The 26,368-nt window shown below is 44.1% G+C and carries 25 protein-coding genes; 19 read left to right on the plus strand and 6 right to left on the minus strand.

Going from position 1 to position 26,368, the window contains the following annotated elements; genetic code table 11:
* The first annotated feature begins 2 nt into the window (after positions 1-2).
* The 7 genes from V7R42_RS00205 (at position 3) to V7R42_RS00235 (ending at position 6,730) form a co-directional block, all read left to right on the plus strand.
* Positions 3-1,010, plus strand: coding sequence for a septal ring lytic transglycosylase RlpA family protein (locus V7R42_RS00205; protein ID WP_334018259.1), 1,008 nt, complete (start codon positions 3-5; stop codon positions 1,008-1,010).
* A 463-nt stretch (positions 1,011-1,473) separates the two neighbouring features.
* Positions 1,474-2,658, plus strand: coding sequence for a D-alanyl-D-alanine carboxypeptidase family protein (locus V7R42_RS00210; RefSeq protein ID WP_334018260.1), 1,185 nt, complete (start codon positions 1,474-1,476; stop codon positions 2,656-2,658).
* 100 nt (positions 2,659-2,758) lie between these two features.
* Positions 2,759-3,022: a DUF493 family protein YbeD gene (gene ybeD, locus V7R42_RS00215; RefSeq protein WP_014949347.1), complete on the plus strand. Its 264-nt coding sequence runs from the start codon at positions 2,759-2,761 to the stop codon at positions 3,020-3,022.
* Positions 3,023-3,694, plus strand: a complete 672-nt coding sequence (lipB, locus tag V7R42_RS00220; RefSeq protein WP_334018261.1) for a lipoyl(octanoyl) transferase LipB — start codon at positions 3,023-3,025, stop codon at positions 3,692-3,694. It begins immediately after the preceding gene.
* Positions 3,687-4,649 (plus strand): lipoyl synthase, encoded by a 963-nt coding sequence (lipA, locus tag V7R42_RS00225; protein ID WP_014998236.1) that lies wholly within the window; start codon positions 3,687-3,689, stop codon positions 4,647-4,649. Before lipB ends, lipA begins: the two co-directional genes overlap by 8 nt.
* A 191-nt stretch (positions 4,650-4,840) precedes the next feature.
* Positions 4,841-5,848 (plus strand): asparaginase, encoded by a 1,008-nt coding sequence (ansA, locus tag V7R42_RS00230; protein WP_334018262.1) that lies wholly within the window; start codon positions 4,841-4,843, stop codon positions 5,846-5,848.
* Positions 5,849-5,890: 42 nt separating this feature from the next.
* Positions 5,891-6,730, plus strand: coding sequence for a DUF2797 domain-containing protein (locus V7R42_RS00235; RefSeq protein WP_334018263.1), 840 nt, complete (start codon positions 5,891-5,893; stop codon positions 6,728-6,730).
* A 100-nt stretch (positions 6,731-6,830) separates the two neighbouring features.
* Here V7R42_RS00235 and V7R42_RS00240 read toward each other — a convergent pair whose 3' ends face one another.
* Positions 6,831-7,382, minus strand: coding sequence for an NAD(P)H nitroreductase (locus tag V7R42_RS00240; protein WP_334018264.1), 552 nt, complete (start codon positions 7,380-7,382; stop codon positions 6,831-6,833).
* Positions 7,383-7,548: 166 nt separating this feature from the next.
* Complete coding sequence (locus V7R42_RS00245) at positions 7,549-8,163, minus strand: HvfX family Cu-binding RiPP maturation protein (protein ID WP_334018265.1); 615 nt, start codon at positions 8,161-8,163, stop codon at positions 7,549-7,551.
* Between the two features lie 398 nt (positions 8,164-8,561).
* On the opposite strand from V7R42_RS00245, the gene sppA reads away from it, so the two are divergent.
* Together sppA and V7R42_RS00255 are read left to right on the plus strand one after the other, a co-directional pair.
* The gene (gene sppA, locus V7R42_RS00250; RefSeq protein ID WP_334018266.1) at positions 8,562-10,427 is read left to right on the plus strand and encodes a signal peptide peptidase SppA; all 1,866 of its coding nucleotides are present in this window, start codon (positions 8,562-8,564) and stop codon (positions 10,425-10,427) included.
* A gap of 97 nt (positions 10,428-10,524) precedes the next feature.
* Positions 10,525-11,001, plus strand: a complete 477-nt coding sequence (locus V7R42_RS00255) for a SprT family zinc-dependent metalloprotease (protein ID WP_334018934.1) — start codon at positions 10,525-10,527, stop codon at positions 10,999-11,001.
* Positions 11,002-11,045: 44 nt separating this feature from the next.
* Here the strand turns inward: V7R42_RS00255 and yfbV are convergent, their stop codons facing one another.
* The gene (yfbV, locus tag V7R42_RS00260; RefSeq protein ID WP_334018267.1) at positions 11,046-11,495 is read right to left on the minus strand and encodes a terminus macrodomain insulation protein YfbV; all 450 of its coding nucleotides are present in this window, start codon (positions 11,493-11,495) and stop codon (positions 11,046-11,048) included.
* A gap of 611 nt (positions 11,496-12,106) precedes the next feature.
* On the opposite strand from yfbV, the gene trxB reads away from it, so the two are divergent.
* From trxB to infA, 4 genes are all read left to right on the plus strand, one after another.
* Positions 12,107-13,072: a thioredoxin-disulfide reductase gene (trxB, locus tag V7R42_RS00265; RefSeq protein WP_334018268.1), complete on the plus strand. Its 966-nt coding sequence runs from the start codon at positions 12,107-12,109 to the stop codon at positions 13,070-13,072.
* A gap of 50 nt (positions 13,073-13,122) precedes the next feature.
* Entirely contained in the window at positions 13,123-13,869 is a 747-nt protein-coding gene (aat, locus tag V7R42_RS00270; protein WP_334018269.1) for a leucyl/phenylalanyl-tRNA--protein transferase, read from the plus strand.
* On the plus strand, positions 13,866-14,588 hold the full coding sequence (locus V7R42_RS00275) for an arginyltransferase (protein WP_334018270.1): 723 nt from the start codon (positions 13,866-13,868) through the stop codon (positions 14,586-14,588). The genes aat and V7R42_RS00275 overlap by 4 nt, the downstream gene beginning before the upstream one ends.
* A 75-nt stretch (positions 14,589-14,663) precedes the next feature.
* A complete protein-coding gene (gene infA / locus V7R42_RS00280) occupies positions 14,664-14,882 on the plus strand; it encodes a translation initiation factor IF-1 (RefSeq protein ID WP_014949333.1) in 219 nt (72 codons plus the stop codon).
* A 174-nt stretch (positions 14,883-15,056) separates the two neighbouring features.
* Here infA and clpA read toward each other — a convergent pair whose 3' ends face one another.
* Both clpA and clpS read right to left on the minus strand, forming a co-directional pair.
* The gene (clpA, locus tag V7R42_RS00285) at positions 15,057-17,333 is read right to left on the minus strand and encodes an ATP-dependent Clp protease ATP-binding subunit ClpA (RefSeq protein WP_334018271.1); all 2,277 of its coding nucleotides are present in this window, start codon (positions 17,331-17,333) and stop codon (positions 15,057-15,059) included.
* A 24-nt stretch (positions 17,334-17,357) separates the two neighbouring features.
* Complete coding sequence (gene clpS / locus V7R42_RS00290; protein WP_014949331.1) at positions 17,358-17,678, minus strand: ATP-dependent Clp protease adapter ClpS; 321 nt, start codon at positions 17,676-17,678, stop codon at positions 17,358-17,360.
* Positions 17,679-17,909: 231 nt separating this feature from the next.
* Between clpS and cspD the strand changes: the two genes are divergently transcribed.
* A complete protein-coding gene (gene cspD / locus V7R42_RS00295; protein WP_014949330.1) occupies positions 17,910-18,128 on the plus strand; it encodes a cold shock domain-containing protein CspD in 219 nt (72 codons plus the stop codon).
* A gap of 529 nt (positions 18,129-18,657) precedes the next feature.
* Here cspD and V7R42_RS00300 read toward each other — a convergent pair.
* On the minus strand, positions 18,658-20,877 hold the full coding sequence (locus V7R42_RS00300) for an NADP-dependent isocitrate dehydrogenase (RefSeq protein ID WP_334018272.1): 2,220 nt from the start codon (positions 20,875-20,877) through the stop codon (positions 18,658-18,660).
* 512 nt (positions 20,878-21,389) lie between these two features.
* Between V7R42_RS00300 and V7R42_RS00305 the strand changes: the two genes are divergently transcribed.
* The 5 genes from V7R42_RS00305 (at position 21,390) to V7R42_RS00325 (ending at position 26,356) form a co-directional block, all read left to right on the plus strand.
* Complete coding sequence (locus V7R42_RS00305) at positions 21,390-21,932, plus strand: rRNA large subunit pseudouridine synthase E (RefSeq protein ID WP_334018273.1); 543 nt, start codon at positions 21,390-21,392, stop codon at positions 21,930-21,932.
* Positions 21,933-22,282: 350 nt separating this feature from the next.
* Complete coding sequence (gene mnmA / locus V7R42_RS00310) at positions 22,283-23,410, plus strand: tRNA 2-thiouridine(34) synthase MnmA (RefSeq protein WP_438823626.1); 1,128 nt, start codon at positions 22,283-22,285, stop codon at positions 23,408-23,410.
* Positions 23,410-24,036: a high frequency lysogenization protein HflD gene (gene hflD, locus V7R42_RS00315; RefSeq protein ID WP_014949326.1), complete on the plus strand. Its 627-nt coding sequence runs from the start codon at positions 23,410-23,412 to the stop codon at positions 24,034-24,036. Before mnmA ends, hflD begins: the two co-directional genes overlap by 1 nt.
* A 13-nt stretch (positions 24,037-24,049) precedes the next feature.
* Positions 24,050-25,417, plus strand: a complete 1,368-nt coding sequence (gene purB, locus V7R42_RS00320; RefSeq protein WP_039229483.1) for an adenylosuccinate lyase — start codon at positions 24,050-24,052, stop codon at positions 25,415-25,417.
* 105 nt (positions 25,418-25,522) lie between these two features.
* Positions 25,523-26,356, plus strand: a complete 834-nt coding sequence (locus tag V7R42_RS00325) for an adenylate/guanylate cyclase domain-containing protein (protein WP_334018274.1) — start codon at positions 25,523-25,525, stop codon at positions 26,354-26,356.
* The last annotated feature ends 12 nt before the right edge of the window (positions 26,357-26,368 follow it).

A 26,368-nucleotide genomic window follows, 5' to 3' on the forward strand; every position in this document is an offset into this window, starting at 1 on the left:
GTATGTTGCAGCGCCTTTTTTCGGAACTTGATTTTGTAACAGTGGGTCTTTTTAACCAGAATCTGGCAAATGGACAGCGCTCTCGCTATGCCCTTGCTGTTTTTATAGTTTTGGCGTTAGTGGGATGCCAAAGTGCACCCACACAATCTGGACGCTATACCCAAAAGCAAGACTCGGCGCCTAAGCACGTTGCCAAAAAGCCAGAAACACTGGATGCAGTGCCAAAATATGAAGCCTACCGCATGTTTAACAGCAGGCCATACAAGGTACTTGGCAAACACTATACGCCAATGAATAGCGGTAAAGGCTATGAAGAAATAGGCTATGCCAGTTGGTATGGACAGAAGTTTCATGGCCACTTAACCTCAAATGGTGAAACCTACAATATGTTCGCCATGAGTGCCGCTCATAAGACATTGCCTCTGCCCTCTTATGTGCGCGTTACTAATTTGGAAAACAACAAGCAAGCTATTGTTCGCGTTAACGACCGCGGTCCGTTCCACGATGACAGAATTATAGATTTGTCCTATGCAGCCGCCGTAAAACTAGGCTACCACAGTAAGGGTACAGCGAAAGTCAAACTTGAAGTAATTCACTTTGACGAACAGAACAACGTCACTGTGGGTAATAACCCCACGGTGACCTACGACGAATATTTGGGTATTGCGGTAGTACCAGCGCCGTCATTGGCAGCTACTTCACCCACACCACCGGTAACGACCTCACCGGGTACCGAGGATACGAATGAAAGCAGCCCTGCTAAAGGTAGCGATGGTGTAAGCGACGCGATCTATATTCAAGTTGCAGCGCTTTCAAGCGCCGAAAAGGCTAAGTCTATCTCAAATGTTCTGTCAGCGTTGTACCAAATCCCCGCACATTTACCCGTCGCAGATAACATATACAAACTCCAGCTTGGGCCTATCCACGATGAAGCAGTAGTGGCAGAGGTACTCGAACAGTTAAAACAAAATGGGTATCCCAACGCTTATGCTATTACACAAACCATGTAAGTTGATTACGTATCATCAATTAACCTGTCACTTTGACCGGTGCACTTAAATGCCCACTAATTTGTGGAAGTAAAAGGTTTCGATAAAATTCGCTCTTCAATGCAATAATCTTCTCATCGAGCTCACCCGCTCACCCGCTCACCCGCTCACCCGCTCACCCGCTCACAAAAACGACATCATTGTGGCACCATTATGTCAATCAACAGTCAATATCACGGTTTCTTCCCCTATTACCTTCAATCGCGCAAACTTTTTTGATAAAACCTAGTCTTATAAGCGGCCTTTCGTTAAGATCTCTCGCCACCTTTGTTTGAAAGCTAGGTGGAACAACGAAATTTGGTTACGAACTGGACAAAAAGTTAACATTGGGTAGCCATGTTTTGCGGTGTTCGCTTCGCGGTCATCGCAACAATAAGGCAAGCTTTCAACTCTCACGGATAAAACGGTCAAAGAAATTAAAACCATGCTCAGAATAATTCAACGCGCTAAACCGTCATTACTTTCATTTGCCTTTTTGGTGATGGGCACATTAGTTAACATAGCAAATGCTGCCGTAGTAACCCCGCCTGCTCCTTCAGTTGCTGCAGAGGGTTTTCTTCTTACCGACTTTGAAACCGGTCATGTGATTGCATCGAAAAATGCAGACATGCAGCTTGCTCCTGCAAGTTTAACGAAAATAATGACTATTTATGTAATTGGTAAGGAGCTACAAGCCGGTAACATTAGCCTGGACGACGAGGTAACTATATCGGAAAACGCTTGGGCGAAGAAATTCCCTGACTCGTCTAAAATGTTTATCGAAGTAGGCACGCAAGTTTCAGTACGTGACTTACTACGCGGCATTGTTGTGCAGTCAGGTAACGACGCTTGTGTTGCTATGGCAGAACACGTAGCGGGTTCAGAATCGGCTTTCGCCAGCATGATGAATGCACACACGGCATCACTTGGCATGACTGGTTCTCACTGGGTTAATGCCCACGGCCTTCACGACCCAGACCACTACACTACCCCTCGTGACATGGCTATCCTGTCTCGCGCGCTTATCGCAGAGACGCCGGAAATGTACAAGATTTACAGCGAGAAGGAATTCACCTACAACGGCATCAAGCAATATAACCGCAATAGTTTATTGTGGGACAAGAGCTTAAACGTAGATGGCATTAAAACTGGCCACACGTCAGATGCAGGCTACAGCCTTATCACTTCTGCAGAGCAAGGCGGTATGCGTCTAATCTCTGTAGTTATGGGTACTGATAGCGAACGTGCACGTAAAGTTGAAAACAAAAAGCTGCTTAAATATGGCTTCCGTTTTTACGAGACACTTACGCCATACCAAGCCGGTCACAGTTTCGTTGCTCACCGCATCTATATGGGTGATAGAGAGACCGTAGACCTTGGAATTAATCAATCTACCCCCATTACTATTCCACGCGGTCAGGCGGCTAATTTAGAGGCTAACTTCGAACTTGATGACAAGCTTGAAGCACCACTTGCAAAAGGTCAGGTTGTTGGAAAATTATATCTACAACTAGACGGTGAAGATGTGGCTAGCTATCCACTTGTTACCCTTCAAGAAGTAAAAGAAGGCAGCTTCTTTAACCGTATGAAAGACTACATTATGCTTCAGCTAGGATTTGACGACGAGTAAACACCTTTACTGAATACGTTAAAAAGCTAGTTGTGAAGCGGCCAGATTTGTTACAATCTGGCCGTTTTTTATATGATATTTTAAGTACCAAGGATATCGCATGGATACCCGTTTTGACGAATTACTAGATTTTCCAACAAACCAAACATTTAAAGTCATGGGCGTTGCTCATGAAGACCTGCCCCAACAGGTAGTGAGCTGTCTTCAGCAACATGCGCCTGGCGACTACTCACCTAACGTGAAACCGAGTAGTAAAGGTACTTACCACTCGGTTTCTATCAGTGTACGTGTAACCAGTAAAGAGCACATGGAAACTATTTACACTGAACTTGCCAAATTAGAACTGGTTAGGGTTGTACTATAAGTGGATGAGCAGTCGATAGCGTCTGACGCAAACGGCGTTGTAGTACGTCAGTTAGGGCGTCAGCCGTATGAGCCTATCTTCGAGGCAATGAAGCGTTTCACCGATGAGCGAGACCAAAACACCCAAGACGAAATTTGGCTTGTCGAGCACGATGCTGTTTTTACGCAAGGACAAGCAGGTAAGGCTGAACACATACTTATGCCTGGCGACATCCCAGTTGTACAGGTAGATCGAGGCGGTCAAGTGACCTATCACGGCCCCGGGCAGCAAGTTATTTACCTGATGCTAAATATTAAGCGTAGAAAGCTGGGTGTTCGTCACTTAGTCACCGCTATGGAAGAAGCGGTGGTCGGACTACTTGAGAAATACGGTGTCATCGCTTATCCAAAGCCCGACGCTCCTGGCGTTTACGTCGATGAGAGGAAAGTTTGTTCGTTAGGTTTAAGAATACGTAATGGCTGCTCGTTTCACGGCTTGGCTTTAAATGTTAATATGGACTTATCACCGTTTCAGCGTATTAATCCTTGCGGTTATGCCGGTATGGAAATGATCGATACTGCGCGCCTCAATGGCCCAACTACACTTGAAACCGCTGGTAATGAATTAACGCATTTGTTGCTAGAATCGCTTTCCATTGCACAGCCAACATACAAAGAAGGTTTTGATGAGTAATGCACGACCTCAAGCGGGGGTAAAGCTCCGTGATGATGAAAAAGTAAAACACATTCCCGTTACTATTATTCCTACTGAAAAGGAAGAAATGCTGCGCAAGCCGGAGTGGATTAAAATCAAGCTTCCTCGTACTACTGAGAAAATTGATCACATCAAACAAACACTTCGCAAAAACAATCTTCACTCTGTGTGTGAAGAAGCGAGTTGCCCTAACCTTGCCGAGTGTTTCAACCACGGTACAGCCACCTTTATGATTTTAGGTGATATTTGTACTCGTCGTTGTCCTTTCTGTGACGTAGCCCACGGTAAACCTCTTCCTCCTAGTGCGGAAGAGCCTGAAAAGCTGGCTAAAACCATTGCAGAAATGAATTTGCGCTATGTGGTTATTACTTCGGTTGACCGCGATGACCTTCGCGACGGTGGCGCTCAGCATTTCGTAGACTGTATCAACGCCATTCGCGAACACAGTCCAACAACAACAATCGAAGTATTAGTACCCGATTTCCGTGGACGTATGGATCGTGCACTCGAGATTTTCAAAAACGGCGTACCTGATGTGTTCAACCACAACCTAGAGACGATTCCGCGTTTGTACCGTGAATGTCGCCCTGGTGCGAATTACCAATGGTCGTTGGATTTGCTTAAGAAGTTTAAAGCGCAACACCCAGACGTGATGACCAAATCTGGCCTGATGATGGGTATGGGTGAAGAGAACGAAGAGATTCAGGGCGTGCTTGATGACTTACGCGCTCACAATGTGGACATGCTTACGCTGGGTCAATACCTTCAGCCAAGCCGTCACCACTACCCGGTCAAGCGCTATGTGCATCCTAAGGAGTTCGACGCCCTTGGAGATTACGCAAAAGAAATTGGCTTTACCCATGCGGCCTGTGGCCCTATGGTTCGTTCTAGCTATCATGCTGACCAACAAGCAGCGGGTAAAGAAGTTAAATAGTAGCTATCTTCAGCATAAGGCTCAGCCTAGCGCTGGTAAATAGTCGATATAAAATAAAAGCGGTGATCTTCACCGCTTTTTTGTACCTTCCTATTTCAGGGTGACAAACCCGTGGGTATTGTTAGAATGCCCGACAATTTACGCGATACCCCTATTGAAACGTATTCCCAAACTAAGGGTAAGGTCATTTCATGCGCAAACATATATACATTGCCTACACTGGCGGAACTATTGGTATGAAGCCATCTAAGCAAGGCTACGTACCCGCAGCGGGCTTCTTGTCAGACACACTGAAAAAGATGCCAGAATTTCATCGTTCTGAAATGCCCCTGTTTACACTGCATGAGTACGATAACCTTATCGATTCATCAGACATGGATCCGTCTGATTGGCAGCGTATTGCCGATGATATCGCCGACAATTACGACAAGTACGATGGCTTCATTATTTTGCACGGTACAGACACCATGGCATACACCGCCTCGGCGCTGAGTTTCATGCTTGAAGACCTGTCAAAACCCGTCATTGTTACAGGCTCACAAATTCCACTGGCAGAGCTGCGTTCAGATGGCCAAGTAAACCTTTTAAACGCGTTGTACGTTGCCGCTAATTTCCCCATTGCCGAGGTCGGTCTGTTCTTTAATAACAGACTGCTGCGAGGCAACCGAAGCCGTAAGGTAGATGCAGACGGATTCAGTGCGTTTGATTCACCTAACTTCCCTCCACTGTTAGAAGCTGGCATTAATATTCGTCTGAAAGCCGGCGAATTAGCGAAGACGCCAAACAACACGTTAACGGTGTCGAACGTTAAAGCCCAGCCTATCGGCATGGTAAGTCTATATCCAGGTATTGCACCAGAGGTGATTAAAAACACGCTACAGCAACCTGTGAATGCGTTAATTTTACTGAGTTATGGCGTGGGCAATGCCCCTCAAAACCCTGAACTTATCGCGCAATTAAAGTACGCAAAGGCCAGAGAAATTCCCGTTTTAAATTGTACGCAGTGTATGCGCGGCCGCGTGAATATGGGTGGCTATGCCACAGGACACGGCTTACAAGAAGTAGGTGTATTATCTGGTAGCGATATGACACCCGAGGCGGCCCTCGCGAAACTGCACTATTTAATAAGTAAAGCGCTTCCTTTTGAGGAAATCAGCCAACTACTAACGCAGAACTTGCGCGGCGAGTTGAGCGACTAATAGTCGTTACAAATAAAGTTTCAAAGAAAAAGGTTTCAACAAGTGACAACAACATATTCAGGTATGCTTAAAAAAATGCATACCACCGCCGATGAAAATAACACGGTCCACTACACCCTCCCCGTTGGAGATGAGTTAGTAGATATAAACGAACTCATTGGCAAAGAAATAACCGTAACCTATTCAGGTGAAATCAATTGTGTTCACTGCAATCGCAGAACCAAAAAAAGCTTCAACCAAGGTTACTGCTACCCGTGTTTGATATCTCTGGCACAATGCGATAGTTGCATTATTAAGCCAGAAAAGTGCCACTACCACGAAGGGACGTGCAGAGAGCCCAAGTGGGGCGAAGAGCATTGCTTTAGCGAGCATTTTGTTTATTTGGCAAATACTGGCACGGTGAAAGTGGGCATCACTCGTCAAGTCACCGATGGGGTGTCTACGCGATGGATGGACCAAGGTGCTACGCAAGCAACAGTAATGCTGCGGGTGCCTGACAGACTTACCAGCGGTTTAGTCGAAACGTTGTGCAAAGATCACATAGCTGATAAAACCAATTGGCGAACAATGTTAAAAGGCAAACCTGACGAGGTTGATTTAGCGCAGGTTAAAACTGAATTAATGGGTAAAATTGGAAGTGAACTAGAAGCGCTAAAGCAAGAAAAAGGGCTTCAAGCAGTATCAGAAGTCACTACCCCTATTCTTGATATTCATTACCCTGTTGAAGATTATCCGGTAAAGATAAAATCTTTAAATTTAGATAAGACACCGTCATTTTCTGGTGTTTTGAAAGGTATAAAGGGACAATACTGGATGCTAGACGGCGACCGCGTTATCAATATCAGGAAGTTCGCCGGTTATAATGTAAACCTATCTTTCTAGGTAGGATGTGCGGGTCTTATTTTATACTCCCTATAAAGATAAGACCCTTATTACACGCCGCTAGCTATTGAATGCGGCAGTATAATCGAATAGGTGTCAACTACTGCCAGAATTCAAAGTAGTCGTTACTATTTCTTTGCGGTTTAGGTGCAGGCTCAAACGCTGGTGTTCCTAAATATAAGAAACCTACCAACTCGTCTTCCTCACTTAAACCTAACCCGTTTCTTACGGTTTCACAGTGTGCGTAACTACCGGTGCGCCACATACCGTTAAAACCCTGTGCTACCGCCGCCATTTGCATCGCCATAACGCCACAGCTCGCTGAGGCTATTTGCTCAACACGCGGTACCTTTTCATGACCAACATGTTTGGCAATAGCTACGATAACCATAGGCGCGCGGTGAGGAAGCTGCACGGCCCGTTCAATTTCTTTTTGCGATTTCTCGTTTTCTATAGCAGATTGTTCATAAAGTGCACCCAGCTTATCGAGCCCTTTTCCTGTACATACAATAAAACGCCACGGAGTGAGGCACGCATGATCAGGTGCCCGTAGCGCAGCCTGCATAATATTTTCTAAGGCATCACCACTTGGCGCTGGCGCTTCTAATCGAGGCTGTGAACTTCTGTTGAGTAACAATGTTAATGCATCCATTTACGTCCCTACTTTATATTTTCACCTAGTTGCTAGCACGCTTTTAAATATAGAAAAGAGAAAAGCATGTCTACATCAATGATATACCTAATCCAGATGCTAGATCCTACGGTTCATAAACGAAAAAGACCAGAAAATTCCGGCATTTTGTAGCGTCAGTTAAGCTTTACTCGTCAGCTTTCCCACTCACTGCCCTCTTCACATAATAATCAATGCTAAAAAACCGACCACCACCGTAGATAAACAACACAAAAAGCATAATAAAATACGTCGCGGCGAATTCGATGCCATTGTTAAGCACCACAAAATTTCCGCTTGATGTAAGCCAGTCATAGTGGCCATGCTCTTGTAACACCGATTTAGCTGCCGCAAGCTTTTCTGGCGCTGCCATGATGTTTTCATTCAGTAAAATTGTACCGTCTGCTAGCCATGAAGACGCATCAGCAATGGCAAGCCAACCGTTCTTAGCGTGAACACTCACCATAGCGACTAGCATGGTTATCATTAACGGTATACTCACCAGACGTGTCAACGCACCCAGTAACAAAAGAAGACCGCCCACGAGTTCTGCGGCGGTAGCTAAAAACGCCATTACCATAGGCATTGGTAAACCAAGCCCATAATTATCATTACCAAACCAATCAACAATGCTGCTAAAACTGGATGCTTTATTCCAGCCAGCCTGTATCATCACAGGTGCTAAATACAAGCGCAATAAAAGTAAAGGGATGCCATCCGCCACCTGCAGTCGGGCTACGATTTGTTGGTAAATGTGTGTCATTGTTTTGCCTACTTACTATGATTAAGAAATAAGAACGATACGTTATGAAAAAAATTTCATCGCTCCAGAGAAAGCCCTCCCCGTTTTTACGACTTATGGAAAAAGGCCATAAAAAAACCGGCTATAAAGCGAAGAACGGGAAATTTCTTATGACGATGAGTGAAGAGAATCACAAGTTAATTGCCACTCTCATTAGTAAATGGTTAGAAAAAGACGAGAAAAATGAGTGCTGAATAACAATTTTCGTAAGTTACCGAAAATAAAGACATCACAAAAAATTACAATTAAGTTCGCGATCTTACCCGATTTAGGTAACATAATAGAATGCAGTACGTGAGTAAGGTATGCCTGATCGGCCTTGCTCCAGTTAGTTAATTCAAAAAAAGGTAGTGATAAAAATGACAGCCAAAGGAAATTGGACTAAATCCTTGTTTATTGGCTTGTGGACGGTGCTTAACTTCACCCGCAAACTTTTCTTTAATTTGATATTCATTGTTATTTTTGTTGGATTGATAATCGCAATAGCTGGGCAGGATGATGAGCAGTTTACCGTAAACAAAGATAGTGCTTTATATCTTACGCTCAACGGAAAGCTTGTTATAGAAAAAGAAAGCATTGACCCTTTCGAACAGTTTTTACAAGAATCTCTAGGCAACGAGCCTGAGAACCCTGAAGTGCTGGTACGCGATGTAGTGAAAGTGCTGGAAAATGCGCAAAAAGATCGCCGTATTAAAGCGTTGGTTCTTGACCTACACGGCCTAACAGGCGGTGGCTTAGACAAACTTCATACTGTGGCTAATGCTATCGACGCATTTAAAGAATCAGAAAAACCCGTATACGCCATTGGTGACTACTTCTCTCAAGATCAGTATTACTTAGCGGCACACGCCGATACTATTTATCTGAACCCCATGGGTGGTTTGTTGTTTGAAGGCTATGGCCGCTACGGCATGTACTTCAAAGACATGTTAGAAAAGCTTAAGGTGACCACGCATATTTTCCGTGTCGGTACCTATAAATCTGCTGTTGAGCCTATCATGCGAAATGATATGTCCGAAGAAGCAAAAGAAGCAGAGAAGCAGTGGTTAGATGGTTATTGGGCGCAATATAAAGCTGACGTAGCAGCTGCTCGCGGTATCGAAGAAGCTAACTTTGACGAAACCCTTGAAGGCTTATTAACTAAGTTTGAGGCTGCGGGCGGTGACTTCGCGCAATATGCGTTAGAAAACAACTGGGTAGACGCGTTAAAAACCCGTGAAGAAGTGAGACTTGAGCTTACTGAGCTAGTCGGTGAAGATGATAACAACCACGGCGTTAACCTTACTTCATTTAATACCTACCTGAAAGTGATCAACCCGCCCATGCCGGTTATTGAGTCTGATATGGACAAAGTCGCCATTGTAGTAGCCAAAGGCACTATTCTGGACGGTAATCAAAAAGCAGGTAGTATTGGTGGTGACAGTACTGCTCGTCTTCTGCGAAAGGCTCGTCTTGATGACAAAGTAAAAGCGGTGGTGCTTCAAATTGATTCACCAGGAGGCAGTGCATTCGCCTCTGAAATTATTCGTCAGGAAGTGCTGCAACTACAACAAGCAGGTAAGCCGGTTATTGCTTCTATGAGCACCTACGCAGCTTCAGGCGGTTATTGGATTGCAGCAAGTACTGATAGAATTATCGCAAGCCCAAGCACAATAACAGGTTCAATTGGTGTGTTTGGTATGTTTATGACCTACGAAAATTCACTAGATTACTTAGGTATTCACAGTGACGGCGTGGGCTCAACTGAACTAGCAGGTTTCTCGGCTGTTCGCCCACTTGCACCTGAATTCGGTCAAATTCTTCAGCGCAACGTTGAAAACACCTATGGTAACTTTTTATCATTGGTTTCAAATGCTCGAGGCATGACCGTGGAAGAAGTTGACAGTGTTGCACAAGGTCGTGTTTGGATTGGCGAAGATGCCATCGAACTTGGTCTAGTAGACCAGCTTGGTACTATTGACGATGCGGTTGTTGCAGCAGCGGAATTAGCGGAGCTTGAGAAGTACGACACGTTTTACGTTCAACGTACATTAAGTGCCCAGGAAATTTTCTGGAAAGAATTTTTTGGCCAAGCTATGACCTTTGTAGGAAAGTGGCAATTTGCTAACGCCGATTCTGCACTTGTGAATGAATTCAAGCGTGTACTTAAAGATTTTAGCTTGGTAAACCAATTAAACGACCCTAAAGGTACGTACGTTCTATGCTTGCCTTGTGACGTTAGGTAATTAACGTGCAGTAACGGTTATTAGTTATTAAAGAAAGTAAATAGACAGAGGCAGCAACATCGCTTCAAATGACTTAACTCAAGAACAGCGTCGCGTTATTACCGACGCTGTTTTTTATTGCTACGAACAAGCGGAGCGCTACTTTAAGCGAACGTTCGAGCGCCCTACTATCACTTTTAGACGTTCAGGTAAAAATGCAGGTACCGCATTTTTACAGCAAAACCGCGTGAATTTTCACCCTATTTTATTTAAAGATAATATCGACGCTTTTTTAAGTAATGTTGTGCCACACGAAGTCAGTCATTTGCTTGTATGGACGCTATTCGGCAGAGTTCAGCCCCATGGCAAAGAATGGCAGTCGATAATGCACCATGTGTTTCACTGTACCCCGAATACTACTCATCACTTTGATGTAAAAAAGGTAGCCCGCACTTTCAATTACGTTTGTGATTGTGACACTTACGCGCTTACTACTCGCAGGCACAACAATATTCTAAAAGGGGCACAATATAAATGTAGAAAATGTCGGACTCTGCTTCGCGCGTCAGACGTTAGCTGCCTAAAAGCCCAGTAAATCAAGGAACTGTCTGAAAAGCAGAATAGACAGTATAGCTTCTGTTAGTTAAACCAGTGCTTAGTAAACGCATTATCTAGGTCGTTAAAGGCTGTTTTAAGCAGTTGGGCTAGCTCTTTGTACTTGGGCTTGGATTTAGCATTGGTTATAGCCACTCCTTGCGAACGCATTTTAGAGTGGATTTCTTGATACCAGCTTTTTAATTGGGGCGGTAAGTATTGATCAGAACGATGACCTAACCAGAGTAAACCTTGCATAGGTAAACTTAAGAAAAAAGCACCTATTGTGATGGTTTGAGGCAAATAATCAGCACCTAGGTTCTGATAAAGTAACGCGCATGACACCATCGCGACTGGTGGCATGGTTTTAATAGAAAACTTAGTCGCAGCGACAACACGGCACTCCGGAAAAAAGGCATAGAGCTCTTTTCTTACAGGCCATGTCTTCATGTACTGCTGACCGTTTCTCAACATTGTCATTATTGATTGAGACATGCCTCACCTCTTCATTAAAACGCTTATACCGGCCTCAGTACCGATTTTACTAACGCCATTATTCGATAGATATAACTAAATTGTAATCCGCTTTTTGGCTAATACAAACTGGTTCTACTAAATCAGTACGTATTTGCAACAACAAGCTGTCATTGTTGATTTTAACAAATTAGATATCTCACTTGTTAATTAAGTTTCGTTGAAATAGCGGTTTCAGATGGTGGATTGCCAATTCATGCCGACGCGCCGTTTCAATAATCGTTATCCACTTTTAGCGCGGCATTGCTACAAGCTTGGCTCATTAACTAAATTAAGAAGTGTTTAAATATCAACAATGCTAAGAATTAAAAGGCATAAGTTCATCTTATCTTTAAGTGACATTTTCGTCTCTTAAAGGCATCATATAGCCTTTTAGCCTAATCGTTATACTGCATGGCTTTGTTATGACTTTCTTAGAAGCATATCGATATCCCCTGCAGATACTGTATTGGCAAATTACAATAATAAAAGTAACTAGGTGTTGAGCTTGATTTACAGATTTTTGCCCCTACCTAGCTTTCTAAGAGAAAATTTATAAGTAACCCGAGTGGGTGAATTATTTGGAGAGGAAAATGGCAGAAAGCAGACACGTCCGTCTACTTATCTTGGGTTCAGGCCCTGCAGGTTACTCAGCAGCAGTCTATGCTGCGCGCGCAAACCTCAAACCTGTTCTTCTAACTGGTATTCAACAAGGCGGACAGCTTACTACCACCACAGAAGTTGAAAACTGGCCGGGCGACCCTGAAGGCCTTACAGGTCCTGACCTAATGGTTCGCATGCAAAAGCATGCAGAAAAATTCGATACTGAAATTATTTTTGATCACATCAATAAGACCGACTTTTCTAAGCGTCCTTTCACGCTTTACGGAGATAGCGGTACATACACATGTGACGCGCTAATCATTGCAACAGGCGCTTCTGCTAAGTACCTTGGTCTTGAGTCAGAGCAAGCCTTTATGGGTAAAGGTGTATCTGCTTGTGCAACCTGTGATGGTTTCTTCTACCGCAATCAAAAAGTAGCAGTTATCGGTGGAGGTAACACGGCCGTTGAGGAAGCGCTATACCTTTCTAATATCGCTTCTGAAGTACATGTAATTCACAGAAGAGATAGCTTTAGAAGCGAGAAAATTCTAGAGCAACGCCTTCGTGACAAAGCTGAAAACGGCAACGTGGTATTGCACCTAAATCGCACCCTGGACGAAGTGCTGGGCGATGAAATGGGTGTAACCAAAATCCGTATTAAAGACACAAACAGTGATGCAACAGAAGAGCTTGATGTAATGGGTCTTTTCGTTGCTATCGGCCACAAACCGAATACTGATATCTTTGACGGTCAGCTTGAAATGAAAGATGGCTACATCGTTGTAAACAGCGGAACAAACGGCAATGCAACTCAAACCAGTGTTGAAGGTGTGTTTGCTGCAGGTGACGTGAGCGATCATATTTATCGTCAGGCTATTACATCAGCAGGTACCGGATGTATGGCGGCGCTAGATGCTGAAAAATACTTAGATGGTACTATGCCTGAACAAGGTTAATACTGTTTATCAAGCCCTGCTATTCAGTAGGGCTTTTTTCTGGCTTGTTTATGATAGCGTTACATTACATTGAAGAAGGCGCGCCCTTCCCTCCCGTTGACACCGCTTTGGACGACCCTAACGGCCTGCTAGCTTTTGGTGGCGACCTCAGCCCAGCACGTTTATTTTCAGCGTATTCACAGGGTATCTTCCCTTGGTTTAGCGATGACGAACCTTTGTTATGGTGGTCACCCGACCCCAGAGCCGTCATTGAACTCGACAATTTTATCGCGTCGAAAAGCCTTAAAAAGTTCGCCCGAAAACAGAAATACACGGTGACGTTAAATTATGCGTTCGACCGTGTCATCGAAGCCTGTTCATCTACGCCGCGAAAAAACCCGAACACCGGAGAGTTAAACAGCGAAACCTGGATAACTGACGACATGATTGCAGCTTACCGGCAGCTTAATGGCCTAGGGTTAGCGCACTCTGTGGAAGTTTGGAACGCAGATACACTGGTGGGTGGCCTGTATGGCGTGGGAATAGGAAAGGTGTATTGCGGTGAATCTATGTTCCATACAGAAAGCAATACATCAAAGCTTGCGATGTTAGCGTTAGTTGAGCACATGAAGTCAAAAGATATGGCCTTTATTGATTGCCAGCTGCCTACCGAACATTTGTCGTCTCTTGGGGCAAGCGTGTTATCCCGTGAAAACTTTATTGAAAAACTGGAAAACAACAACCACACTTTAACTGAAGACGGTAGGCTGTCAGAAGACTACCTCAATCGTTGGAAGCCAAGAGTGATTACTCCGTGAAGTTTGGTATAACCCAATCATTTTCGTGTAGCTATTTACCCGATGAGCAAGAGCAATTATTGGTTTACGCTGAAAATAATGACTTTCAGGCGTGGCGATACTCGCAGCTTATTCAAGTGGGCTTTCGACGAAGCGGCGAACAAATTTATCGTCCGCACTGCCCTGCCTGCAAGGCCTGTAAATCGGTTCGCATTCCTGTTCAAGCATTTACGCCCTCCCGCAGCCAGAAAAGGCTATTGAAAGCCAATCACAAGTTTCGAGTTCAGCTTGTCAACGAAACCAAAGGTACTTACTACCCTTTGTATGAGCGCTATATTACCCAGCGGCACGCCGATGGAAGCATGTACCCACCCTCAAAAACTCAATTCGACAATTTTGTGTTATGTGACTGGATGACGACCCATTATCTTGAAGCCTATGACGGTGACAAGCTCATTGCAGTGGCTGTAACAGATGTTGTCGACGCTAACGAGCATATCGGCGCACTTTCAGCGCTTTATACATTTTTCGACCCAGATTATAGTTCTGCATCGTTAGGTACCTGGATGATACTGATGCAAATAGAACAAGCGAGGCAATTGGGCCATGACTATGTTTATTTGGGTTATTACGTAGAGGGTTGTCAAAAAATGTCTTATAAACATAAATTTTTGCCTTTTGAGCAGTTTAGTGACAATGAATGGCATCTATTTAGCAAAAATAGTAAAATACCCACTTAATTGCTTTACACCGAACCCAAGATTGGGTAAGGTCTGCGCGGCAAAAATTTTGAATTACTGAGGTAACTGCTTTACATGGCAAAAGAAGATTGTATTGAAATGGAAGGTACAGTGTTAGACACACTGCCTAACACTATGTTCCGCGTTGAACTAGAAAACGGTCACGTAGTGACTGCGCACATCTCTGGTAAAATGCGTAAGAACTATATCCGAATTCTTACTGGCGATAAGGTCACCGTTGAGATGACTCCTTACGATTTGACCAAAGGTCGTATCGTTTATCGCGCAAGATAATGAGCCATTTAAGCGGTAACGCATAAAAAAAGCCCGATTAAGATCGGGCTTTTTCGTATCTGCAATTTGTTCGCTTAATAAGCGGTAACTAAATTCACCTTTATAAAACAAAGCAAGGCGCATCGGTAAAGAAATCAACGCGACTCTTGCCCTGCTACGTTAGCAATTTAGTTGTTAGGTTGATTCAGCTTCTTCAGAAGTGGCATCTACACCGGTATACTCAAAGGTAAGCTTGTCTTCCACACAGTCTACCTTCACATTTCCACCTTTAGATAGCTCACCAAACAGTAACTCATTAGCTAACTCTTTCTTAAGCTCATCTTTAATGACGCGTGCCATTGGACGAGCCCCCATTGCCTTGTCATAGCCTTTTTCAGCCATGTAAGCGCGAGCGGCACTTGTAACTTCTAAAGATACGCCTTTAACATCAAGCTGAGCTTGAAGCTCAATAATGAACTTGTCTACCACTTGCAAAATAATTTCTGAATCAAGGTGATTAAACCAGATTATACCATCTAGGCGGTTTCTGAATTCTGGTGTAAACACCTTATTGATTTCAGACATCGCATCGTGACTGTGATCTTGTTGCTTAAAGCCAATAGACTTACGCACAGTCTCCTGAACACCAGCGTTCGTGGTCATCACTAAAACCACGTTTCTAAAGTCTACTTTGCGCCCGTTATTATCGGTAAGCGTTCCGTGATCCATAACTTGCAAAAGAATATTGTAAATGTCGCTATGCGCCTTTTCAATTTCATCTAAAAGCACCACGGAATACGGGTTTTTAATTACCGCATCAGTTAACAGACCGCCTTGATCAAAACCTACATAACCGGGAGGTGCACCAATAAGGCGGCTCACGGCATGACGTTCCATGTACTCAGACATGTCAAAACGCACCAGTTCAACCCCCATAATTTTCGCCAACTGCTGTGTAACTTCTGTTTTACCAACCCCAGTTGGACCTGCAAACAAGAAACTACCAATGGGCTTCGTTTCGGCGCCAAGTCCAGAACGAGACAACAGAATAGCATCGTTTAGCGTCTCTATCGCCTTGTCCTGACCGAAAACCACCATCTTAAGGTTACGACCTAGGTTTTTAAGCACTTCTTTGTCAGAGGCCGACACAGACTTCTCGGGTATACGCGCCATTTTTGCAATAATCTGCTCAATGTCGCCTACGCCAATCGTCTTTTTCCGCTTAGAAGGTGGCAACAAACGTTGGCTCGCTCCCGCTTCGTCCATTACATCAATGGCTTTATCAGGTAAATGACGCTCGTTAATGTATTTAGCCGACAATTCCGCTGCTGCCTGAATTGCTTTTTGAGTAAAGCGCACGTTGTGGTGCTCTTCGTAACGGCTCTTAAGGCCAAGTAGTATCTTGGTAGTATCGCTTACGCTAGGTTCAGTTACGTCAACTTTCTGGAAACGACGTGCAAGGGCGCGATCTTTCTCAAAAATACCTTGATACTCTTGATATGTTGTTGAGCCAATACAGCGGAGTTCACCGCTTGATAGCTTAGGCTTAAGTAAATTTGACGCATCCATTACACCGCCCGACGCAGCGCCTGCACCAATAATGGTATGGATTTCATCAATAAACAAAATGGCGTTCTTGTCTTTGCCCAATTCTTTCAAAATGGCTTTCAAACGCTTCTCAAAGTCACCGCGGTACTTGGTACCAGCAAGAAGGCCGCCCAAATCCAGTGAATAAACCGTACTTTCAGCAATGACATCAGGCACGTCTTCATTAACGATTCTGTATGCAAGGCCTTCTGCGATAGCTGTTTTACCCACGCCCGCTTCACCAACAAGTAGTGGGTTATTCTTACGGCGACGACATAAAATTTGAATGGTGCGCTCTACTTCTGAGTCGCGGCCAATTAACGGGTCTATTTTGCCGTCTTTCGCGTGACGATTTAGATCAGTTGCGTATTTACTTAACGCAGAACCGCCCTCCTCGCCAGATTCACTTTCTTCAGATGCTTCTGGATTAACTGGTTCATCATCGTCGGCTTTACTAACGCCGTGACTAATGAAATTCACAACATCTAAGCGCGTTACATCTGCTTTCTTGAGAATATAAACTGCCTGAGATTCTTGCTCGCTGAATATAGCGACAAGCACATTGGCGCCTGTAACCTCGTCTTTGCCCGACGATTGTACGTGAAACACTGCGCGTTGAAGAACCCGTTGGAAACCCAGCGTCGGCTGCGTTTCTCGTTCGTTCAATTGGTCATCCAGGATAAGTGGCGTGGTGTCTTTAACAAACGATAGAAGTTCGCCTTTAATTGCCTCAATATCGGCACCACATGCTTTGAGCGCATCGCGAGCAGCTGAGTTATCAAGCAATGCCAATAACAAGTGCTCAACCGTCATAAACTCATGACGATGCTCTCTGGCAAATACAAACGCGTTATTCAACGTTTGTTCTAATTCTTTATTTAACATATTGCTCGCCCTCTACAAAAAACCTTATGCCTGCTCCATCGTGCACATCAACGGGTGCTGATGTTTGCGTGCGTACTGATTAACCTGCATCACTTTTGTCTCTGCTATCTCAGCAGTAAAAATGCCACACACGGCTTTTCCTTGATAATGAACGGTCAGCATAAGTTGGTTGGCTTTCTCAGCGTCCATATTGAAAAACTGCATGAGTACCTCAATGACAAAATCCATCGGTGTATAGTCGTCATTGTTCAACAACACTTTATACATGGGAGGCGGCTGCGGCTTCTGTCGCTGCGCGTCTTTCTGTTTTTCCTTTTCGATACTAATAGCGTTGTCTTTACTCATAACTTAATAATAGTGGTTTACTGGCATATATGTGTACAAACTTTTGGATAAATTTATTCACATTAGCCCTTGACATAATATGGTTAAAAAATCTACATTTTGTATTGTGGCTTTGAGTATTGCACGTTATTAACTACACATTAATCACTTTCAATACTCTTTCCACCCTGTCTCCGGATCTATAATGGGGGCATATACTCGTGAGTTCAAGGATTAAGAGGAAGTCGAAGTATGGCGGTTGGCAAAGTTAAATGGTTTAACAACGCAAAGGGTTTTGGATTTATCGTACCAGAGGACGGTGGCGAAGATATTTTCGCACATTACTCTACGATTCAAATGGAAGGCTACCGTTCGCTAAAAGCGGGTCAGGAAGTAACGTTCGAAGTTCAGCAAGGCCCGAAAGGTCTTCACGCTGAGAACATTGGCTTCAAAGAAGAACCAGAGCGTTAAGAAAAGAATTTAAAAAGCCTGGCTTTCAATGTCGGGCTTTTGCTTTTTTGTCATTAAAAAGCCTAAAGACGCGCCAAAGCGTCTGTGCGGATCACTATGTCTTTTGAATAACATTTTAGCTCATGAGCTCTAAGTTCCTTCTCTTTCCAAAAAATTAATATTTTTTAAACTCGCTCATCAGATTACTTTCCTACATCTCCCTTCTCTTATTTCAATGATTACTGCCAATCAGGCACTTCCACAAATAGGTTTCTACTCACGTAACTAATGACCTTACAGTTAACCTTACATCTGCCCTTATGATAAGCCTTACCTCCTGCTTTATTGCGCGCTTAGCTACCTAACTTTTTACGTATTTTGGAATTACAGTTGTAAGCATTATAAGGTGCAAAAAAATAAAAAAGCCCGATCGTTAAACGAGCGGGCTTTTATTGAATGGTTTAGCATCCAACTGGCTTTACGTATTATAAGGCCAATTAACGCATTAGGCTTTTATACCTACAGTTGGTGCACGTAGTTGATGCACGTACTATGCGCCAATAATTGCTTTAAGTGTTTTACTAGGCGACATGGTCGCGAAAAGCTTGTCTTCGTCTGGGTAGTAGTAACCACCAATTTCTTGGGCACTACCTTGCGTAGCATCAATCTCAGCTAAAATGTCATCAATTTTCGCTGACAACTCTTCATACACCGGCTTAAATTGCGCAGCTAAGTCTGCATCTTCCGTTTGGTTTGCTACTTCTTCAGCCCAGTATAAGCCTAGGTAAACATGGCTACCACGGTTGTCCAGCTGACCTGCTTTACGAAGCGGAGACTTACCGTTGTTTAGTAATTTTTCCGTTGCCTTATCAAGTGCTGTAGCAATAACCTTCGCTTTTGTATTGCTGTGCTTAATAGCAACATCTTCAAGCGATACGGCTAGAGCCAGGAATTCACCTAGTGAGTCCCAACGCAAGTGACCTTCTTCAACAAACTGTTGTACGTGCTTAGGAGCGCTACCGCCTGCGCCTGTCTCATAAAGACCGCCGCCCGCCATCAATGGCACAATTGACAGCATTTTAGCACTAGTACCCAGCTCTAGAATTGGGAACAAATCAGTAAGGTAGTCACGAAGAACGTTACCCGTTACTGAAATCGTATCCAGACCGCGAATTGCACGTTCCATGCTGTAACGAATAGCGCGTACAGGAGACATAATTTGAATGTCTAAACCGTTTGTATCGTGATCTTGTAGGTATTTTTCAACTTTCTTGATAAGTTGCGCATCGTGAGCACGCTCATCGTCTAGCCAGAATACCGCTGGCATACCAGATTGACGCGAACGCGTTACCGCTAGCTTAACCCAGTCTTGAATAGGTGCGTCTTTCACCTGACACATACGCCAGATATCACCCTCTTCAACATCGTGAGAAATAAGTACGTTGCCGTCTTGGTCGACAATCGACACCGTGCCGTCTGCTTCTAGTTCAAACGTTTTGTCGTGCGAGCCGTACTCTTCGGCTTTTTGCGCCATTAGGCCAACGTTAGGTACCGTACCCATCGTTGTTGGGTCGAACGCACCGTGCGTTTTACAGAAGTTGATAACTTCTTGGTAAATAGTTGCATAAGTACTTTCTGGAATAACCGCTTTAGTGTCGTGCGCTTTTCCATCTGGTCCCCACATTTGACCAGAGTTACGGATCATAGCAGGCATAGAAGCATCAACAATTACGTCACTTGGTACGTGAAGGTTAGAGATACCTTTGTCAGAGTTAACCATCGCAATTGGCGGACGGTCTGCATAACATGCATTGATGTCTTTTTGAATTTCAGAACGCTGGCTCTCAGGTAGGCTTGCGATTTTGTCGTAAACGCTACCAAGACCATTGTTTGGATTAACACCTAGCTCTTCAAACAGGTCACCCCATTTGTTGAATAGGTCTTTGTAGAATACTTTTACACAGTGACCGAAAACGATTGGGTGAGACACCTTCATCATGGTCGCTTTTACGTGTAATGAGAATAGAACGCCCGTGTTCTTCGCATCTTCAATTTGCTCTTCGAAGAACTCACACAGCGCCTTTTTACTCATGAACATGCCGTCGATAACTTCACCAGCAAGCAAATCTACGCGAGGCTTAAGTGTTTTCTTGCTACCGTCTTTGCCTGTAAATTCAACGCTTACATAACCATCTTTTTCCACGGTTACAGACTTCTCACCCGAGTAGAAGTCGCCACCGCGCATATGGGCTACGTGAGAACGTGACGCTTGTGACCACTCACCCATTGAATGCGGATGCTTACGGGCATAGTTCTTCACCGCTGTCGGTGCACGACGGTCCGAGTTACCTTCACGTAGCACAGGATTTACCGCACTACCTAATACTTTACCGTAACGCTCGCGAATGTCTTCGTCTTCAGCTGTTTTAGGTGAATCTGGGAACGCTGGTACATTAAAGCCTTTTGCGTTTAATTCTTTGATAGTTGCACGAAGCTGTGGAATTGAGGCACTGATGTTTGGAAGCTTGATGATGTTAGCGTTCGGGTCTTGGGTCATCTCACCCAGTTCAGCTAGCGCGTCTGGCACTCTTTGTTCTTCAGAAAGATACTCAGGGAAATTTGCCAAAACACGTGCAGCAAGTGAAATATCGCTTAGCTCAACGTCGATATCTGCAGCCGCAGCAAACTTCTGGATGATAGGAAGAAGTGAATAAGTCGCCAGCATCGGCGCTTCATCTGTCTTCGTGTAGATGATCTTAGACTTGGTCATTATATACCTCAATTTTCTCGACAGGGTACTGTCGTCTTTAGTCCATTAGGTCGCAACAACCCGCAACATGTTCATGTCACGCCCACAGTCATTGCGAAACGTATTTGATGTTTTCCACCTTTTGCTTTTATTAAGCACTAGGTCACTTGCTGTTTTCTTCCCTACATATTATTCAATTCCCTATGTTGGCAATATGCATCTCATGGCCTAGAGCTTGACTGTTTAGTTAAGCGCAATGTCGAGATGCGGTGTATAAGCAAGCCCGCTTATCACTGCCAAAACTGTCTAATAATTATGCAGATGCACTCTCTTATAAATATAGGAGCGACCATTAGTATAGGGTCGAAAGTTTGAGTTACAAGTCATACCATTGTCTTAGCACATAAGATCAACGAATTTATCGACAAACTTCGTCCGGAAAACCGTTATTTCGGTCTTATTTTCCCATGCGAAACGATGCCGTTTATCGTAAAATCCACCCGAAATCTCTAACTCAACCAAGCGAAAGAAACATGTCATCAAACGCTAAAGTGGTGCTTTTCAATAAGCCCTTTCAAGTCTTATCTCAATTCACCGACGCCGATGGAAGAGAAACCCTTAAGGACTACATTGATATTCCTGATGTATATGCAGCTGGACGACTTGATAGGGACTCAGAAGGACTTTTGGTACTCACTAACGATGGAAAGCTTCAGCACAAACTCGCAAATCCTAAAGCCAAAACGAGCAAAACCTATTGGGCGCAAGTAGAAGGTATTATGGATGAAAAAGCGATACAGGCGCTACGCGATGGTGTTGAGTTAAAAGACGGAATGACGCGTCCTGCCAAAGTAAAAGCAATGGAAGAGCCACATATTTGGCCAAGAAATCCGCCGGTACGTTTTAGGCAGTCAATCCCAACGAGCTGGGTAGAAATTACCATTACCGAAGGGAAAAACAGACAGGTAAGGCGCATGACCGCCCACGTCGGCTACCCTACTCTTCGCCTTATCAGATACCGGGTCGGAAACTGGACTATAGATGGTATAGAAAGTGGCAAATATGTGAGCTTTTAGTGATAAAGACACCCATAGCACTTGAATTTATCCTCCCAGACCACACTAATGGGCCACTTACGAGGAACGTAGTTTAAAGCATGTTTCGCGTTACTGACCCTTTTTAGCAGTCTACGTCTATATTGCAAATGTCGGCGGCAGTTAAGCACATATTTAATTACTTATTCAGATAAGGATTAAATGTGAATTAGCAATCGGAATCTGATAAAATCCGCGACCTCGAAAACGGGCCTATTTGTAACTGTCTACTTAGTGGTATAGCTCACTAACTGAGCAGCCACTTGAAATACGGTATCAGCCTGTTCATTGATAGTTAACTAAACAAATACGGTTTCTTTTTTATTAATCAAATGAGTGTGCAATCCATAGTGAGTGATATTGAATCTAACGCCAGCAAAAAAGTGATCGTCGGTATGTCCGGCGGTGTCGATTCATCTGTTTCAGCCTACCTACTTCAACAGCAGGGTTATCAGGTTGAAGGTCTTTTCATGAAAAACTGGGAAGAAGATGACAACGATGAATACTGTGCCGCAGCAGAAGATTTAAAAGATGCACAAGCGGTTGCTGACAAGCTTGGCATTGAACTGCACACAATTAACTTTGCAGCCGAATACTGGGATAACGTGTTTGAGTATTTCTTAGAGGAATACAAAGCGGGTCGCACGCCAAACCCAGATATTATGTGCAACAAAGAAATTAAGTTCAAAGCGTTTCTTGAGTTTGCAGCAGAAGACCTTGGCGCTGACTACATTGCAACTGGGCACTATGTTCGCCGCCGAGAAGTAGACGGTAAATGGCAAATGCTGCGCGGTCTTGATAACAACAAAGACCAGAGCTACTTTCTTTACACATTGGGCGAAGAGCACGTTGCAAAAACGCTCTTCCCTGTGGGTGACATCGAAAAGCCATTAGTTCGCAAAATTGCCGAGGAGCAAGGTCTTATCACTCACGATAAGAAAGACTCTACTGGAATTTGCTTTATTGGTGAACGCAAATTTAAAGACTTCCTGGCTCGTTACCTTCCAGCTCAGCCTGGCGTTATTGAAACAGCAGAAGGCGAAGAAATTGGCCAACACGAAGGCTTGATGTATCACACGCTAGGTCAACGTAAAGGCTTACACATTGGTGGATTAGCCAAATACGGTGACGACCCTTGGTATGTGGTAGATAAAGATGTTGCTCGCAACGTGCTTATTGTGGGCCAAGGTGCCGACCACCCTCGCCTATACTCGAAAGGCTTGGTAGCAAAGCAGCTACACTGGGTGGATAGGAAAAAGATTACAGAGCCTGTGCGCGCGGTAGTTAAAACCCGCTACCGTCAGGCCGATATCCCATGTACAATAACGCCAACTCAAGACGACACCATTGAAGTGATGTTTGATGAGCCGCAGAAGGCGGTAACGCCGGGGCAGTCAGCGGTGTTCTACAGTGACGAAGTTTGCCTTGGCGGCGGTATTATTGAGAGTTATATTCGCTGATGTTAGATACCGACATAGAAAATAACCTAGCTCTTGCTGGTGTATGTCAAGCTGCTGCGCTGGTTCAGCAGCTTGCCAGACGAGGTTCTGCCGATAACGAGGCTATAGAGGCCAGCTTATCGAGCATACTGGTTACTGACCCAGAAACACCTCAACAGGTCTTCGGCCAGCTTGCCAACTTAAAAACCGGCTACACCACACTCGCAGCGCAGCTATCTGACAAACAAGCAACAAAAGATACGGAATTAACCCGCTATATAGCTAGTATTCTAGGCCTTGAAAGAAAGCTAGCGAGAAAGCCTAAAGCAATGCAGGAACTGGGCGAACGTATTTCCCATGTTCAGCGCCAGCTTGCTCACATCGATTTCCAAAACCCACAAATAGTCTCCTCTTTAGCGAGCATTTACAGCGATATCATCAGTCCGCTAGCACCGCGTATTCAGGTAGCTGGTAACCCAGATTATTTAAGCCAACCTGCTACTCAGCATAAAGTGCGTGCGCTTTTGCTTGCAGGTGTTAGGGCTGCAGTAATGTGGCGTCAGATGGGTGGAAAACGAAGAAACATTTTATTTAAACGCAAACACATTCTTAACAGTGCTGTTAAAGCACTACGATTAATAAACTAGTGAGGAGCTTAAGGTGGAACTGAGTCAGTTAACTGCAATTTCCCCTGTCGATGGTCGATATGCTGGCAAAAGCGTAGAATTACGCAGTATTTTCAGTGAGTACGGCTTATTAAAATACCGTGTAGAAGTAGAAGTACGTTGGTTACAAATGCTGTCTACTAACCCACAAATTGAAGAAGTTCCTGCTTTTACAGACACGTCAAATGCACTACTAGACAAAATAGTAGCTGAATTTAGTGTTGAAGATGCCATGCGCATCAAAGAAATCGAGCGCACAACAAACCACGATGTGAAAGCGGTTGAATACTTTCTTAAAGAGAAGGTTGCCGACAATAGTGAGCTTTCAGCGGTAAATGAGTTTATCCACTTTGCGTGTACGTCTGAAGACATCAACAACCTTTCACATGGCTTAATGCTTCGCGAAGCCCGCGAGACCGTTATTCTTCCTTACTGTGACAAATTAATTGAAGCGCTAGTAGAGCTTGCTAAGCGCTACCAGAACGTACCTATGATGGCACGTACTCACGGTCAGCCTGCTTCACCTACCACCATGGGTAAAGAAATGGCAAACGTGGCTATTCGCCTAAAGCGTCAGCGTAGCCAAATCGCAGGTGTTGAGTTACTTGGTAAGATTAACGGTGCAGTGGGCAACTACAATGCACACTTGTCAGCGTATAAAGATGTAGATTGGCACGAAGTTTCAGAGAAGTTTGTTACCTCACTAGGTCTAACCTGGAACCCGTTCACTACGCAAATAGAGCCGCATGACTATATTGCAGAAATGTTTGATGCCATTGCGCGCTTTAACACCATTCTTATCGATTTCGACCGTGACGTTTGGGGTTACATTGCACTGGGTCACTTTAAGCAAAAAACGGTAGCTGGCGAAATCGGCTCTTCTACCATGCCACACAAAGTTAACCCTATCGATTTCGAAAATTCAGAAGGTAACTTAGGTCTGGCGAACGCTATTTTTGACCATTTAGCAGCTAAGCTTCCTATCTCTCGCTGGCAACGTGACCTTACTGACTCAACCGTACTACGTAACCTTGGCGTCGGTGTAGGTTATGCGGTTATTGCGTATCAGGCTACTTTGAAAGGTATTAGCAAGTTAGAAGTTAATGAGCAAAGCTTACTTAACGAGCTAAACAACAATTGGGAACTGCTTGCAGAGCCTATTCAAACTGTTATGCGTCGTTACGGTATTGAAAAGCCATACGAGAAGCTAAAAGAGCTGACCCGTGGTAAGAAAGTAAACGCTGAGGTCATTGCTGAGTTTATTGATAACCTAGATATGCCAGAAGCGGCCAAAGCAGAGCTTAAGGCATTAACGCCTGCTACATACATTGGTGATGCAATCAGGCTAGTAGATCAGTTATAAGCCTATACGCTTTATCCTACACTAAGAAAACGCGGTCATTGATACCGCGTTTTTTTATCTTTGAATTTCTTTATATCAAGCAGTACAAAAAGTAGGAATAAGTAAATGGATTTACGCAATATCAACAACACAACATCCTCATTGCGAGAACATCACAATGTTTTAATGTCGCCAAGGAGTTTGGGTGTAGAAAGCTCGGTACTAACACCTGATGGTAGCGCTGTAGGTTTTAAAAGCTGTATAAAAAAGGCCGTTGTCATTTTCTGCGACCTATCTTGCTTCCAATACCTTTCTATTAAATATGGCGATATTATGTGCGCCAGACTTGTAGATACGTTATTTTTTGAGTTCGATGAGCTTGCCGCTGATTTATCCCTTTCTCCATTGAAAACTAATGGGGATCAGTATATTGCTGTTAGTTTCAGCAGTGATAATAGCCATGATACACACTCGCTTTTAAACGCGTTGCAAAACACCATCGAATTCGCTTTGCGTGCTCGCGAGCTTGTAAATAGCAATGCTCTATTAGCTTCATCTTCAAGTCAACTACGCGTGGGTATTGCCACTGGGCACGTGGTTGCAGGTCAATCTGTTCGTTCCGTAAAGGGCTATGATATATGGGGTACTACGGTGAATAGAGCTGCTATGTTAGAACAATACACAGCACCAGATACCATTGCAATCTGCGAAAGGTCCTACCGTTTAGTTAAACGTTATCGTATTCGCGCAGCCTGTACGCGTGGTAATAGCTTATTTTCCATAATTGGGCACACACGTCGTAGCACAGGGTTAAAAGCTGAGACTGATTCTGCACCTTTACGACACGACAAGCAGGATACCACTGAGTCAAATACATTATATGAATACAAAGCAGAGTACACATTCCACCCAAAACAGCTGCGCACGAAAACAAACGAGGTAAGCGCTTATGTTTGCTAACGCCAATTTAGC

It is taken from the genome of Alteromonas sp. S015, from assembly GCF_036864485.1.
In the GTDB taxonomy this organism is placed as follows: domain Bacteria; phylum Pseudomonadota; class Gammaproteobacteria; order Enterobacterales; family Alteromonadaceae; genus Alteromonas.

What these genes read in the sequence shown, in the direction of transcription:
- V7R42_RS00205 (WP_334018259.1), top strand. Translation starts at nt 3, where the DNA reads ATGTTGCAGCGCCTTTTTTCGGAACTTGATTTTGTAACAGTGGGTCTT.
- V7R42_RS00210 (WP_334018260.1), top strand. Translation starts at nt 1,474, where the DNA reads ATGCTCAGAATAATTCAACGCGCTAAACCGTCATTACTTTCATTTGCC.
- ybeD (WP_014949347.1), top strand. Translation starts at nt 2,759, where the DNA reads ATGGATACCCGTTTTGACGAATTACTAGATTTTCCAACAAACCAAACA.
- lipA (WP_014998236.1), top strand. Translation starts at nt 3,687, where the DNA reads ATGAGTAATGCACGACCTCAAGCGGGGGTAAAGCTCCGTGATGATGAA.
- ansA (WP_334018262.1), top strand. Translation starts at nt 4,841, where the DNA reads ATGCGCAAACATATATACATTGCCTACACTGGCGGAACTATTGGTATG.
- V7R42_RS00240 (WP_334018264.1), bottom strand. Translation starts at nt 7,382, where the DNA reads ATGGATGCATTAACATTGTTACTCAACAGAAGTTCACAGCCTCGATTA.
- V7R42_RS00245 (WP_334018265.1), bottom strand. Translation starts at nt 8,163, where the DNA reads ATGACACACATTTACCAACAAATCGTAGCCCGACTGCAGGTGGCGGAT.
- sppA (WP_334018266.1), top strand. Translation starts at nt 8,562, where the DNA reads ATGACAGCCAAAGGAAATTGGACTAAATCCTTGTTTATTGGCTTGTGG.
- yfbV (WP_334018267.1), bottom strand. Translation starts at nt 11,495, where the DNA reads ATGTCTCAATCAATAATGACAATGTTGAGAAACGGTCAGCAGTACATG.
- trxB (WP_334018268.1), top strand. Translation starts at nt 12,107, where the DNA reads ATGGCAGAAAGCAGACACGTCCGTCTACTTATCTTGGGTTCAGGCCCT.
- aat (WP_334018269.1), top strand. Translation starts at nt 13,123, where the DNA reads ATGATAGCGTTACATTACATTGAAGAAGGCGCGCCCTTCCCTCCCGTT.
- infA (WP_014949333.1), top strand. Translation starts at nt 14,664, where the DNA reads ATGGCAAAAGAAGATTGTATTGAAATGGAAGGTACAGTGTTAGACACA.
- clpA (WP_334018271.1), bottom strand. Translation starts at nt 17,333, where the DNA reads ATGTTAAATAAAGAATTAGAACAAACGTTGAATAACGCGTTTGTATTT.
- clpS (WP_014949331.1), bottom strand. Translation starts at nt 17,678, where the DNA reads ATGAGTAAAGACAACGCTATTAGTATCGAAAAGGAAAAACAGAAAGAC.
- cspD (WP_014949330.1), top strand. Translation starts at nt 17,910, where the DNA reads ATGGCGGTTGGCAAAGTTAAATGGTTTAACAACGCAAAGGGTTTTGGA.
- V7R42_RS00300 (WP_334018272.1), bottom strand. Translation starts at nt 20,877, where the DNA reads ATGACCAAGTCTAAGATCATCTACACGAAGACAGATGAAGCGCCGATG.
- V7R42_RS00305 (WP_334018273.1), top strand. Translation starts at nt 21,390, where the DNA reads ATGTCATCAAACGCTAAAGTGGTGCTTTTCAATAAGCCCTTTCAAGTC.
- mnmA (WP_438823626.1), top strand. Translation starts at nt 22,283, where the DNA reads ATGAGTGTGCAATCCATAGTGAGTGATATTGAATCTAACGCCAGCAAA.
- hflD (WP_014949326.1), top strand. Translation starts at nt 23,410, where the DNA reads ATGTTAGATACCGACATAGAAAATAACCTAGCTCTTGCTGGTGTATGT.
- V7R42_RS00325 (WP_334018274.1), top strand. Translation starts at nt 25,523, where the DNA reads ATGGATTTACGCAATATCAACAACACAACATCCTCATTGCGAGAACAT.